This is a genomic window from Parabacteroides faecalis, from assembly GCF_022809355.1.
Lineage (GTDB): Bacteria > Bacteroidota > Bacteroidia > Bacteroidales > Tannerellaceae > Parabacteroides > Parabacteroides faecalis.
This window is the reverse complement of the sequence record NZ_JAKZMM010000003.1, coordinates 1-14,737: the sequence shown is the minus strand read 5'-3', so window position 1 is coordinate 14,737 and position 14,737 is coordinate 1. Positions and strand designations below refer to the sequence as shown.

At 44.6% G+C, this 14,737-nt stretch carries 7 protein-coding genes and 1 pseudogene; 5 read left to right on the top strand and 3 right to left on the bottom strand.

Features of this window, described 5'->3' with window-relative positions:
• Positions 1-333: 333 nt before the first annotated feature.
• The 3 genes from mfd to MUN53_RS01440 all read left to right on the top strand — a co-directional run bounded on the left by mfd (position 334) and on the right by MUN53_RS01440 (position 10,254).
• A complete protein-coding gene (gene mfd / locus MUN53_RS01450; protein WP_243323140.1) occupies positions 334-3,681 on the top strand; it encodes a transcription-repair coupling factor in 3,348 nt (1,115 codons plus the stop codon).
• A 48-nt stretch (positions 3,682-3,729) separates the two neighbouring features.
• Positions 3,730-6,327, top strand: a complete 2,598-nt coding sequence (locus MUN53_RS01445) for a beta-mannosidase (protein WP_243323139.1) — start codon at positions 3,730-3,732, stop codon at positions 6,325-6,327.
• Positions 6,328-6,405: 78 nt separating this feature from the next.
• On the top strand, positions 6,406-10,254 hold the full coding sequence (locus MUN53_RS01440) for a TIM-barrel domain-containing protein (protein ID WP_243323138.1): 3,849 nt from the start codon (positions 6,406-6,408) through the stop codon (positions 10,252-10,254).
• 162 nt (positions 10,255-10,416) lie between these two features.
• Here MUN53_RS01440 and MUN53_RS01435 read toward each other — a convergent pair whose 3' ends face one another.
• The 3 genes and pseudogenes from MUN53_RS01435 to MUN53_RS01425 all read right to left on the bottom strand — a co-directional run.
• The gene (locus tag MUN53_RS01435; protein WP_243323137.1) at positions 10,417-11,187 is read right to left on the bottom strand and encodes a carboxymuconolactone decarboxylase family protein; all 771 of its coding nucleotides are present in this window, start codon (positions 11,185-11,187) and stop codon (positions 10,417-10,419) included.
• 74 nt (positions 11,188-11,261) lie between these two features.
• Entirely contained in the window at positions 11,262-11,804 is a 543-nt protein-coding gene (locus tag MUN53_RS01430) for a cyclophilin-like fold protein (RefSeq protein WP_243323136.1), read from the bottom strand.
• Positions 11,805-12,265: 461 nt separating this feature from the next.
• Positions 12,266-13,351, bottom strand: a pseudogene (locus tag MUN53_RS01425) (alpha/beta hydrolase); the annotation flags it as partial.
• A 287-nt stretch (positions 13,352-13,638) separates the two neighbouring features.
• Here MUN53_RS01425 and MUN53_RS01420 point away from each other — a divergent pair.
• Positions 13,639-13,980 carry an ISAon1 family transposase N-terminal region protein gene (locus MUN53_RS01420; RefSeq protein WP_243323135.1) on the top strand — a complete coding sequence of 114 codons (342 nt, stop codon included), beginning with the start codon at positions 13,639-13,641 and terminating at the stop codon, positions 13,978-13,980.
• Positions 13,976-14,737: ISAon1 family transposase (locus MUN53_RS01415; protein ID WP_449587416.1), on the top strand; the 762-nt coding region annotated here is incomplete at its 3' end. The genes MUN53_RS01420 and MUN53_RS01415, both read left to right, overlap by 5 nt.

The following is a 14,737-nucleotide window of genomic DNA, read 5'->3' as shown; positions in this document are numbered from 1 at the left end:
TTTTCATTTACGACCGACAGAAATCGATCAAAGACGTTAGATAAACTTCTTCATCTTATAGGCAATTCTTTAGTTCACGGCGTGAACTAAGTAATCCACGGCGTGAACTACTTAAACCACGACGTGAACTAAGTAATCCGCGGCGTGAACTAAAGAATTAGAAACGGGATCATGACTTTTATCTCCCGACATGTAAAGTTTTTCATCTTGTGTTTTCAACTAAGCCACCGACGCATTGACAAATCCGCTCCTATACAACCAGAGATTAATGGATAATTCCTACATTTGCAATAGAAACAAAAACGGACGCATCAGGTCCGTCTGGAGATTTTTATGGATATACAGGAATTACTCAACTTATATACTTCGCATAGCGGGATAACAGCTCTTCATCAACTGATACAGGCAGACAAAGATCAAAATATCAGTTTGAAGGGATTGAATGGTTCTGCTCCAGCGATGATGGTGGCAGCCCTTTTCAAAAAAGGGAACAATCGTTTCATCTGTCTGCTGAACGATTTGGAAGAAGCCGGTTACTTTTATAATGATTTGAAACAACTGATGGGCGATGAATCTATCTATTTCTTCCCATCTGCTTATCGGCGTGATATCAAATACGGACACATTGATGCGGCCAATGAAATCTTGCGAACCGAAGTATTGAGTGTTTTACAGAATCCGGAAGCACGGTTTATGATCGTTTCCTATCCGGAAGCCATTGCCGAGAAAGTGGTTTCGCAGGATACCTTGCAACAAAATACGTTGCAGATTCATACGGGTGAGAAGCTCGACAATATGTTCGTGGCAGATGTACTCGACAGTTATGGATTCGAGCAGGTTGATTATGTTTACGAACCGGGACAATATGCCATCCGTGGTAGTATCCTCGACGTATTTTCCTATTCTTTCGAGTTTCCCTATCGTATCGACTTTTTCGGCAATGAGGTAGAAACGATCCGTAGCTTTGATGTAGAAAGTCAGCTTTCCAAAGAAAAACTGGATAGCATCTATATAGTATCGGAAGTCAGCAAGAAAAATGCGACAGGCAAATGTCTGCTGGAAACTCTTCCTCAGCAAACAAACCTGGTTGTTCATGATCTTGCCTGGTGTCGCGAACGGATCGGAGCTATCTGGAACGAAGAACCGGTTGTAGCCGACGAAGAATCATTTACCAGTGCTGAGTTGATGCACTCTAAGTTGGTTCAATGGGATTTGTTTATGCACGCAGCTCTCGATTTGCGACTTATCCAATTCGGGACACACGCCGTAGGAACACCCGATGCGACCATCAACTTCCAGACTCAGGTACAACCCATCTTCCATAAGAATTTTGACTTGGTCAGTACTACTTTTCAGCAATATCTGAAAGACGGGTATTCCTTATACATACTTAGTGATGTCGAAAAGCAAGCGGCGCGTATCCGTGCCATCTTTGAAGACCGGAAAGAAGATATCCCGTTCACGGCTGTCAACAAAACCATCCATAGTGGTTTTGCCGACGACCAGTTGAAGATATGTTGCTTTACCGACCATCAGTTGTTTGACCGTTTCCACAAATACAGCCTGAAAAGCGACAAAGCCCGAAGCGGAAAGATTACCTTGTCGCTAAAAGAGCTGAATCAGTTTACACCAGGTGATTACATCGTACACATTGATCACGGTATCGGTCAGTTTGGCGGCTTGGTACGCATGGAAGTAAACGGAAAGATACAAGAAGTCATCAAGTTGATTTATCAGAATCACGATGCGATCTTTGTCAGTATCCATTCACTTCATAAACTGTCCAAATACAAAGGAAAGGATAATGGCGAACCTCCGAAACTAAGTAAGCTGGGTACCGGTGCGTGGGAAAAGATGAAGGAACGCACCAAGAAGAAGGTGAAAGACATCGCCCGCGATCTTATCCTGCTATATGCCAAACGCAAACAGGAAAAAGGTTTTGCCTACAGTCCCGACAGCTTCATGCAACAAGAGCTGGAAGCTAGCTTCATCTACGAAGATACACCCGACCAGATGAAAGCGACAGCCGAAGTAAAGGCCGATATGGAAAGTCAGCGCCCAATGGACCGCCTGATCTGTGGAGATGTAGGCTTTGGAAAAACAGAAGTAGCCATTCGGGCTGCTTTCAAAGCCGTATCAGACAATAAACAAGTAGCTGTATTGGTCCCTACAACCGTACTGGCCTTCCAACATTTCCAAACATTCAAAGAAAGGCTCAAGGATTTCCCTTGCCGGATTGAATATATCAGCCGAGCACGTACGACGACCCAGATCAAACATGTGCTGAAAGATGTCAAGGAAGGAAGCGTGAATATCCTGATCGGTACACACCGTATCGTAAGTAAAGACGTTGTATTCAAGGATCTGGGACTTCTGATCATTGACGAAGAACAGAAATTCGGTGTATCCGTCAAAGAAAAACTACGACAGCTCAAGACAAATGTAGATACTCTGACAATGACAGCCACTCCGATTCCGCGAACCCTTCAATTCTCGTTGATGGGAGCTCGAGATCTGAGTAGCATTACGACACCTCCGCCCAACCGTTATCCGGTACAGACGGAAGTAGAACGCTTCAATCCGGACATCATCCGCGAAGCCATCAACTTCGAGATGAGTCGTAACGGACAAGTTTTCTTCATCAACAACCGTATTCAGAATATCTACGAGATAGAAGCCTTGGTGAAACGGGAAGTTCCCGATGCCCGTGTCTGTGTAGCACACGGACAGATGGAACCGGAAGAACTGGAAAAGAAGATTCTCGACTTCGTGAACTACGAATACGACGTACTGGTAGCGACAAGTATCATCGAAAGCGGTATCGACGTTCCGAATGCCAATACCATTATCATCAATAACGCCCAGCAATTCGGCTTGTCGGATTTGCATCAGCTCCGCGGACGCGTGGGCAGAAGTAACCGAAAGGCATTCTGCTACCTTTTGTCGCCGCCACTAAGTTCACTTACACAAGAAGCTCGTCGTCGCCTGCAGGCTATAGAAAGTTTCTCCGAGTTGGGCAGTGGTATTCATATCGCCATGCAAGATCTTGATATCCGCGGTGCCGGTAATATGCTGGGCGCCGAGCAAAGCGGCTTCATTGCCGACTTGGGATATGAAGCTTATCAAAAGATATTGGAAGAGGCCGTTGATGAACTGAAGAACGACGAGTTCTCTGATCTGTATAACGAACTATCGGACGGAAAAGAAAAAGAAGGCAAAGACTTTGTCAAGGAAACCTATATAGAAAGCGATCTGGAAATGCTCTTCCCTCCTACGTATATTCCAAACGACTCCGAACGTATCTCACTGTATCGTGAGTTGGACAATATGGAACGGGAAGAAGACATAAAAGCCTTTAGTGCTCGCCTGGAAGACCGATTCGGAAAGATTCCGAAAGAAGGAAAAGAATTGATTCGTATCGTCCGTCTTCGTCGTATGGCACGGTCGTTGGGTATCGAGAAAGTAGTCTTGAAGAAAGGTCAGATGAATATGTACCTGGTATCAGCCGATGACAGTCCTTATTATCAAAGCCATGCCTTTGGTCAGTTATTGGCATACATCCAAAAGCATCCCCGGATATGTAACCTGAAAGAAGTGAACGGGAAAAGAAGCATCGTCATCAAGGATGTACCGACTGTTGCCATGGCATGCAGTATCTTAGAAGAAATGGAATCATTATAAACATACCTCTTCATTGCAGTATAACACATCTATAAAAACGAATAAAGCATGAAACACAAAACAAGATTTTCTGCATTCCTGTTGGGAACAGCCCTATTGGCAACTCCCATTGGTGCAGAAGGATTAATTCAACAAGAGATCAACCAAGGATGGAGCTTCAAACAAGTCCGGGGTAATAACTGGTATTCGGCAACTGTTCCAGGTGTTGTACAAACAGACCTGATGGACAATCAGATCATTGAAGATCCGTTCTTCCGACTGAACGAACGCGCCATTCAGTGGGTTGACAAAGAAGACTGGGAATATAAGACAACATTAAAGGTTGATGATGAACTTTATAATAAGGATAACATCGAACTCGATTTCAAAGGACTGGATACGTATGCCGACGTCTATCTGAATGATTCATGCATCCTGAAAGCAAACAATATGTTCCGGGAATGGAAAGTTGATATCAAAGGATTATTGAAGAAGGAAGAAAATGAATTGCGAGTCTATCTTCATTCTCCGATCAAAGTAGACTTACCCAAATACAAGGACATTCCCTACCCGATTGAAGCCGGAAATGACCAGTCAGAAAACGGTGGAATCTTCGACAACAAACTAAGTGTGCTGGTCCGAAAAGCCGGTTATCATTATGGTTGGGATTGGGGACCACGTATTGTAACAAGTGGAATCTGGAAACCGGTTTACCTTGTTGGTTGGAACGATGCCAAGATTGATAACATCCATTATATCCAGTCGAATGTGTCCGCCAAGAAAGCCGATATCAAAGCCCGTGCCACGGTCATCGCGGATAAAGAAGGAGATGTTACTTTAACCATCACAGCAGAAGGTATCAAAAACACCTGGCATAAAACCATGCCGGTAAAAAAAGGAATCAATGTCATTGAAACCGATCTGACCATCAAGCAACCGAAACTATGGTGGAGCAATGGCCTGGGTGAACCGCACTTGTATCCGTTTACGGCCGCTATTAACATGAACGGAACGACTTGCGATACAGAAACGACCAATCTGGGTATCCGCAGTCTGCGTGTAGTAAATGAGAAGGATGAGTATGGACACAGCTTCTATTTTGAATTGAACGGAGTCAAAGTCTTTGCCAAAGGAGCTAACTATATTCCACAAGACAACTTCTTGCCTCGTGTAACGCCCGAGCGTTACGAGAAGACAATCCTGGATGCCAAGAATGTCAACATGAACATGCTGCGTGTCTGGGGTGGCGGTATCTACGAGAATGACATATTCTATGATTTATGTGATCAACATGGAATCCAGGTCTGGCAAGACTTCATGTTTGCCTGCAGTACCTATCCGATGAATCCGGAAATGCTGGATAATATCCGTCACGAAGCCATCGATAATGTTATCCGCCTAAGGAATCACCCCTGTTTGGCCATTTGGTGCGGTAACAACGAAAATCATACGGCCTGGTTTAACTGGGGCTGGATGCGAAAATACAAGAAGATGGGTGTATATGACCAAATGTGGAAAGATCATAACGACCTGTTTCAGCATCTTCTGCCTGAAGTCGTTCAGGAATACGATGCAACAACCTTTTACTGGCCTTCTTCACCCTATGGAGGAAATCCCGAAGCCCGCTGCGAATCAGGCAAAGAAGATTGGAATCCAGATGGAGATGCTCACTACTGGAACGTATGGCAAGGACGTGATCCTATCACACAGTTCAATAAGATAAAAGCCCGTTTTTTCTCGGAATACGGATTCCAGTCATTCCCCGAATACCAGTCCGTACTGAAGTATGCTCCCGAAAAACGGGATCATAACATCTATTCGGATGTCATGATGGCCCATCAGCGTGGAGGAGCAATCGCGAACGAACGTATTGAATCCATTACCAAACAGGAGTATGGGCAACCGAAAGACTTTGCCAGTACGCTTTACCTGAGTATCTTACTGCAAGGAGATGCCATCAAGACAGCAATGGAAGCACACCGACGGATGATGCCTTATAATATGGGATCACTGGTTTGGCAACACAATGACTGTTGGCCGGTCGCTTCATGGGCCAGCCGTGATTACTACGGACGCTGGAAGGCACAGCATTACTTCACCAAGAAATCTTTCCAGGATATTCTGGTATCACCCATTGAAGAAGAAGATGCTGTGAATATTTATATGGTATCCGACCGCCTCAAGGCAACCAAAGGAGAATTAACGGTACGGGTTCTCGACCTGAAAGGAAATATCATTTCAGAGAAAACTAAGCAGGTAACTGTTCCGGCAAATACCAGTAAGATTCAATATACCGCATCTACGGAAGAGTTACTGAGCGGAAAAGATAGAAATGAAGTATTCATCCACGCCCGTTTCCAAGAGAAAGGTCAGGAAAAAGTCATCACCAACAATTACTTCCTGACCCGCTACAAAGACATTCAGTTCCCGAAAGCCGTTATACAGACAGAATCAGTTGCTACAGGTGACGGATTTGATGTAACCCTACGTTGCGACGTATTTGCCCGAGCTGTGTTCTTGAGTTTAGAAGGTATCGACAACTTCTTTTCAGATAATTATTTCGATCTGATACCGAGTGAAGCAGTTACTATCCATGTAACTACCTCTTTGGATAAGGCGACATTCGATCGGCAACTGCAATGCATCAGCATCTGCGATGCTTTTTAATGAGAAAAAGATTTATTCATTTGGCTCAGGCTGGCTTCTTTTGGAATCCGCCTGGGCTTATTCTATAAAATAACAGGTATGAAACAAGTGTACAAACAACCCAAACTGCTTATATGGGCTTTTCCGATGTTATTGATGAGCGGTCCGGTGCTGGCAATCCAGCCTTCTGAACCGGTTCCCGTCATAACAACAGAAATAACGCCCATTGTCAGTGCCCAACGGATCAACCCAACAACCGTTGACCTCGTATTCAGGAATGGCCAGCGAATGACATTCGACTTTTATGGTCCGAATATCTTCCGGATGTTTCAAGATAACCAAGGAGGTATTATCCGCGATCCGGAAGCACAACCGGAAGCACAAATTCTGGTAGATCAACCCAGAAAGCCGATTTCGGAATTACAAATAAAGGATGAGAACGGTCAGATCCGCATTTATACAGACCTAATCGAATTGCAATTCGCCAAAGAAGATGGCCGGATGAAAATCATTAACCGGACAACTCAGCGTACTGTACTTGAAGAAGCGAAACCCGTTTCTTATGGAAAAGGCGAAACTCGATTAAGCCTTCAGGAACAACCAGATGAATACTTCTATGGTGGCGGCGTACAAAACGGACGCTTTTCACATAAGGGAAAAAGTATTTCGATCGTAAACCAGAACAGTTGGACAGATGGAGGTGTAGCTTCTCCTACTCCTTTTTATTGGTCAACAGCCGGATATGGCTTCATGTGGTACACCTTCAAGCCTGGTAAATATAACTTTGGTGCTTCTCAGAAAGGGCTTGTTTCCCTTTCACATGAGACGGATTACCTCGATGTATTCTTTATGATCAATGATGGAGCAGTTCCGTTATTAAATGATTTCTATCAACTGACGGGTAATCCAATTCTATTACCGAAGTTTGGTTTCTATCAAGGTCATCTGAACGCTTACAACCGCGATTACTGGAAAGAAGACGAGAAAGGAATCCTTTTCGAAGACGGCAAACGCTATAAGGAAAGTCAGAAGGACAACGGCGGTATCAAAGAATCACTCAACGGAGAGAAAGGAAATTACCAGTTCTCTGCCCGAGCAGTAATCGACCGATATAAGGCGCACGATATGCCTTTAGGTTGGCTACTTCCGAATGATGGTTATGGAGCCGGATACGGTCAGACGGAGACGCTTGACGGCAATATCCAAAACTTGAAGAGTCTGACAGACTATGCCCACCAGCAAGGTGTGGAGATTGGTCTTTGGACCCAATCCGACTTACATCCGAAATCAGAAGTTAGTGCATTGCTCCAACGTGATATTGTAAAGGAAGTCCGGGATGCTGGTGTGCGTGTACTCAAGACAGATGTGGCTTGGGTTGGTGCCGGCTATTCGTTCGGGCTAAATGGCGTGGCTGATGTAGCTCATATCATGCCGTATTATGGAAATGACGCACGTCCGTTTATCATTTCTTTGGACGGTTGGGCAGGCACACAACGTTATGCGGGTGTTTGGTCGGGCGACCAGACCGGAGGCGAATGGGAATACATCCGTTTCCATATTCCGACTTACATTGGTTCGGGATTGTCCGGCCAACCCAATATCACTTCGGATATGGATGGTATTTTCGGTGGAAAGAATCCGGTCGTCAACATGCGTGACTTCCAATGGAAGACGTGGAGTCCGATGCAATTGAATATGGATGGTTGGGGCGCCAACGAGAAGTATCCGCATGCTTTGGGAGAACCGGCCACTTCCATCAACAGGTGGTACCTGAAGCTAAAGTCAGAACTGATGCCTTATACATATAGCATCGCGCGGGAAGCCGTAGACGGTCTGCCAATGATTCGGGCTATCTTCCTCGAATACCCAAATTCCTATACGCTGGGTAAGGCAACACAATACCAGTATTTATACGGTCCGTACTTCCTGGTAGCCCCGATTTATAAGAATACGGCGGCAGATGAAGAAGGGAATGATATCCGTGATGGCATCTATCTGCCCGAAGGAACTTGGATTGATTACTTTACTGGTGAGAAATATACCGGAAACCAAGTAGTGAATAATTGGAAGGCTCCGATCTGGAAACTACCGGTCTTTGTAAAAGCCGGAGCAATCATTCCGATGACGAATCCTAATAACAATGTCTCGGAGATCAACAAACATATCCGTATCTATGAACTTTATCCGGCAGGTCAGACTTCTTTTACAGAATATGACGATGATGGCCGTACAGAAGCCTACCGGCTAGGACAGAGTACAAGTACAGAGATTACCATGGAGGAAAACAACGGGAAAGTGACTGTCCGCATTGCACCAACAACTGGAAACTTCGCCGGCTTTGAGAAGGAAAAACAGACCGAATTCCGTATACAGGTATCGGAAGAACCAAAGAAAGTGACAGCACGGTTGGGATCACGGAAAGTAAAACTGTCCCAAGTAACCTCGCTGAAAGCTTTCGAGAAGGGCGAAAATGTCGTCTTTTACGAAGCAAGTCCTGAATGGAACCGGTTTGCGACACCAGGTAGCGACTTTGCCAAGGTTTCCATCCGCCGGAATCCGCAATTACGGGTAAAACTGGAATCTGCCGATATTACCGCTGTGAACACAGAATTGGTAATCGAAGGCTATCGTTTCGACATGGGTAATTCGTATCTCCGTTCGACAGGAAATCTGACAGCTCCTATAGCACAAGTAACGGAAGAGAACCGGGAAGCTTATGCCGTTACTCCAACTTGGAACAAAGTGGAGAATGCCGATTACTACGAAATCGAGTTCAACAACATGCTTTATACGACCATCCAACAGACGTCACTCTCGTTTGAGGACTTGGAACCAGAAACACACTACGATTTCAAGATACGTTCGGTCAATCGCGATGGTGTATCCAACTGGGCTTCCTTCGGTGTAGAAACCAAGACGAATCCGTTGGAATTTGCGATCAAGGGAATACGCGGAGAATCGTCGGCTCCTTCACAGGAAGGATTTGAGGTAGATCGTCTCTTCGATTGGGCTGAAACGGGTGATGTTTGGCATTCGGAATATGGGAAAAAGGCCGTGCCGTTCGATCTGATCATCGACCTACGTAGCTTCAATCAATTGGATAAGTTCCACTATCTGCCCCGACTAGATAGCGGTAATGGCACAATCCTCCGAGGAGAAGTATCCTACAGTCTCGATAAAGAACACTGGACAGCAGTGGATTCCTTTGCCTGGAAACGTAATAGCGATGTGAAGGTATTTGAATTCAAAGATCATCCGCAGGCTCGTTATATCAAACTACACGTGACCGAGGCTGCTGGCAATTACGGATCGGGTCGTGAGCTGTATGTCTTTAAGGTTCCGGGTACAGAAAGTTATCTGCCGGGCGATATCAATAACGATGGTAAGATCGATAGCAACGACCTAACCTCATACATGAATTACACCGGTTTGCGGAAAGGCGACGCCGACTTCGATTACGTCAGTGCCGGGGATATTAACCGGAACGAGTTGATCGACGCCTATGACATCTCGGTGGTGGCTACCCAACTGGAAGACGGTATCGAAGATCCGGGTCAAGAGAAAGTTTCCGGTCAATTAACAATCAGCCTCGACAAGACACAGGCTATACAAGCAGGCGATACTGTTCGGGTATTGGTTAAAGGAATGGATCTTTGTGCGGTCAATGCCTTGAGTTTTGCTCTGCCGTATGACCAGCAAAACTTTGAGTTTGTAGGAGTGGAAACCCAAGGTATGGCTCAAATGGAGAATTTGATATACGACCGCTTGCATACCAACGGTCAGAAAGTCCTCTATCCAACCTTCGTCAATTTAGGAGACAAACCGGTCCTTTCAGGTTCGGAAGATCTCTTTATTCTTACTTTCCGGGCAAAACGGAAGGTGAAGTTTGCCCTCAATCCGACCGACGGCTTGTTAATCGATAAGAATCTGAATACGCTGAAATTCTGATTCCTTTTAGGATTCAGGCTTCGGCTTAATAAAAGAGGCGCGGCCTCAACGACAATACCGAGAAATTATCCTCATTTATCGTTGAAGGCCGCGCCCTTCTTGCATGAATATACCGCTATTACCAGGCAGCAGATTAAACATCATTTTCCACAGATAATAATTTTATTTAGAAGCCTCGATTACCTTCGGATCAATACCTTTGATCACATTCAAAGCTTTCAATGCAGGCGGGAATCCCACATAAGGAAGACATTGGATAACAGCAGCTACAAGTGTTTCCCGACTTGTACCCAATTTCAGATTACTCAGGGCATGAGGTAATAGTTGGGCATCGGCCCCTTGAGTTGTCAGAACACAATAAATAAGCAGTTCGCGTGTCTTTACATCCAATCCACCCCGAGTATATATATCCCCGAAACAGTAAGCCGTCAGGAAGCGAGCTACATCATCGCCCATACCTCCCGGAACATCGGCCATTTTCTCAGCAATTTCATCGCCATAAAGCGGATGTTGGATGGCATGACCTTTCTCATAACGATCCTCCTCGGTGGTAGTAGCCTGGTTTTCCAAAGGTAAAGAAATACCTTTTTCTCGGAAAACCTCATTGATGACTCCAATCGCATTTAAAGTCTTTGGGAAACCAATAAACGGAGCACACTGATAAACCGCCTCACGTAATTCAACAGGCTTGACTCCTACCTGTAAAGCTGCTGCAGCATGAGCTTTCAACTGGGGTAAAGTCTGCATCACCGAAAGTACAGTACAAGTAATCAATTCACGAGTAGGCCGATCAAGATCTCCCACGGCAAAAATCTCTCCGAAGATAAATTTCTGTAGGATTGCCATAAACTCAGGATCCGTTCCTTCCCCTGTTAAAGCTTCTCCGCCAAACAAGGCGGTATAATTCTGTTTACAAAGATCTATTCTGTCCATATTTTCTGATTTATTTTGAGCTCTTGCCGGAAGCATCAGGCATCCAAGCAAGAGGAAGATAATAGCTTGTTTCATCATTCTAAAGATAATGTAATGGTTATTTCACCTTCTCCGCCCAATAATTCCAGCATTTGTTTCCGAGTGGTAACTCCGTCGACATGCCCCAGACGAGTGAAGTTCCATGAATTCGTATCGTAATATATAACGAACGAATTGCCTTGATATAATATCAAATCACCCGGAGCGGTAGTTGTTTGTCTGTCATTCCGAGGTAGAGAAAAACCAAGAGAACCCACCTTCTCCATATTTCCATAATCGTCCATACGGATTTGAATGTTACCTTCTGACAGACGAGTTATCAGAGCTTCCGCTGATGAATTCTTTTCTAATGTTGCTATAAATGTACGGTCATCTACAGTCAACCGAATCGTCTTACTTTCCATATTCTCGTTACTATTGTCATTGTTTGTATCCTCTTCCGAATCTTCCGGCTTTTCAGGTACTTCTTCCACAAATACGTCTTCATCCATAGGAGTACAAGCTGATAAGGTGGCACATGTCAGCAATAAGACCGGAACTATCCAGAAGTGTCTAAATCTCTCCTTCAGATCCATCATTGAGGATGATTAGAAGTTTGCGCTTGCTTATAAACCTCATCAGAAACAGGTTCCAGCCATTCATTAGAAGTATTCTCACCCGGGACTTCAATAGTAAGATGAGCAAACCAACTGTCGGAAGCCGCTCCATGCCAATGCTTAACACCCGCAGGAATATTAATAACCGTACCCGGAAGAATTTCTACCGCCGGTTTACCTTCTTCCTGATACCAACCACGACCCGCTACACCAATCAGCATTTGTCCACCGCCTTTCGTTGCCCAATGGATATGCCAGTTATTCCGGCATCCCGGCTCAAATGTCACATTCGCTACCGGAACCTGATCTTTAGAAACAAAAGCGAGATAACTGTTGCCGGTAAAATATTGGGCATACGCCGTATTGGGTTCGCCAATAGGGAAAACCATCTCCTGCTGAAAAGCTGTTTTGGCATCTGTTTCTATCGCCTCTGCTTCTTTGGGAAGATATTCTTGCAAGAATTGTACAATCTTATCAAAAGGAATGACCTGAAGATTATCATATAAATCTACATGACTAGCTCCTGGAATGATAAGTAACTCCTTGTTCTTTCCCTTCAGCTTCTTAAAAGCATCTTCACTGAAATAACGCGAATGAGCTTTCTCTCCATGTAGCATGAGTACCGCACTCCGTATTTCCTGACTGTATGCCAAAAGAGGTGTATTCAGAAATGAAAGCGATGAAGTGACATTCCATCCCCGGTTCGAGTTAAGTGATCTCGGATGATATCCACGAGATGTTTTATAATAAGCATAGTAATCTTTTACAAACTGTGGAGCATCTTCGGGTAACGGATCTACCACCCCACCGGCCAGCGCATACGTTCCATTCCGATAATCTTCCGTACGCTGTGCATTGAGTTGCTTGCGCAGTTCATATCGCTGTTCTGCATCCATGGCATCAAAATAACCATTGGCTGTCACCCGACTCATATCATACATTGTACTGGTAACTGTTGCTTTGATACGAGTATCGATGGCAGCGGCATTAAGAGCGAAACCTCCCCAACCACAAATTCCGATAATTCCAATACGATCGGCATCTACATCCGGACGAGTACAAAGATAATCGACAGCGGCACAAAAATCCTCTGTGTTGATGTCTGGCGAAGCCACATAACGAGGCTCACCACCACTTTCTCCGGTAAATGAGGGATCGAAAGCCAGTGCCAGAAATCCTCGTTCTGCCAGCGTTTGGGCATAAAGTCCAGATGCTTGTTCTTTAACAGCTCCGAACGGACCACTCACTGCGATAGCGGAGAATTTTCCTACTGCATTCTTCGGAACATATAAATCAGCAGCCAGGGTAATACCATAACGATTGCGGAAAGTCACTTTCGTATGTTGTACCTTGTCGCTTTGCGGGAATACTTTATCCCATTCTTGTGTCAGATTTAATGTTGTTTCCATAAGGCTGTTTTTTGAGTTATTAATTTCTGTTGTTTCCAAATTCCTGTTTTCAGCATGGAGGGAACCCGCTGAAGCAAATCCGAACCATACCAAACATAAATAAAAGAATCGTTTGCACATACCATAAACAATTAGGGTTCAACAATCTTATTGTTTTACGATACAAAATTAGCTGGCTTCATCGGCTTAAAATGTAGATAAATTACGGTTTTTCCCGGGGCAGAATTACCTTTATTACGGATTTATACTCATATTTTTTATAGGCAAACCTTATTCTGCAAGAAATGTAGATGAAACGGATAAGACAGATAAAAATATTTCACATAGAATATCAAGGATCAACGTAAAAATATGAGGGGTAAATTCGATAAAATCGTATCTTTGAGAACAACAAATCATTATCAGTTATGGAAACCAACGGTTATCGTCTCCTTCTTCCGGAAGGGACATTGGATTATTTCAGCATCTCAGATGTAAAGGAAAGTAGTACTGACATTGTCATTTTCCTGGAAGAGAAAAATGAGGTTCCCAGTGAATACTCGAATATAAAAGTGGAAAGCAAGGGGTTTTATGATCCGGTAGTGGTTCAGGACTTCCCGATCCGTGGCAAGAAACTTTTCCTGAACATCCGCCGTCGCCGATGGATTGTTAAGGATGATGGACGCTATGTAAGCTGTAACTGGAAACTGGTCGCTGAGGGCTGCCGTATGACGCATGATTTCGCGTCTTTTTTAAAAGAACTATATTGATACACTTCCGGTAAGCTGCAAGCTTTTAGGCTTTCTCTTCGGTGTAAACGGAGAGCTGCTTGAGCGTCAATACCGAAACCATCTGAGCGGTTACTTGAGCTGGGAACAACTTTCACATGCAGAAGAGTGGATTCTTTTCGAGAAGAATATCGGTGCATATGTGGGGATTGATGAAGTCTGCCTTTCACAGGGCGAACTCTATACGATCCTGATAAATAAGGAAAGAATAGGACGTTCGGGGAGTATCATCGCTATCATAAAAGGTACCGATGTAAAGATCGTTACTTCCGTCTTGCTAAGGCTCTCCAGACGCAGGCGATTCCAAGTCAGGGAGATAACCCTTGATATGGCCCCCAACATGGAACAGATTGCACGCGTCTGTTTTCCCGTCGCACGGCGTGTAACGGACCGTTTCCATGTCCAGAAACTGGCTTATGAAGCTGTTCAGGAAATGAGAGTCAAGGCTCGATGGGAAGCCCTGGATGAGGAATCCATACAGATAGCACATGCCAGGGCTTGCGGGAAAATCTATCATGCTCCGGTTTTCGAAAACGGGGACTCAAGGAAGCAATTACTGGCTAGAAGCATCTATCTTCTCTATAAGAAAGAATCCTTATGGACCGAATCGCAGCGTACGCGTGCTGCCATCCTCTTCAGAGAATATCCGGATATAAAGAAAGCCTATTATCTTTCAATGAGACTTGGGCTGATATATCACCAGTGCAGGCATAAGGATACGGCCTTAACCAGACTTGCA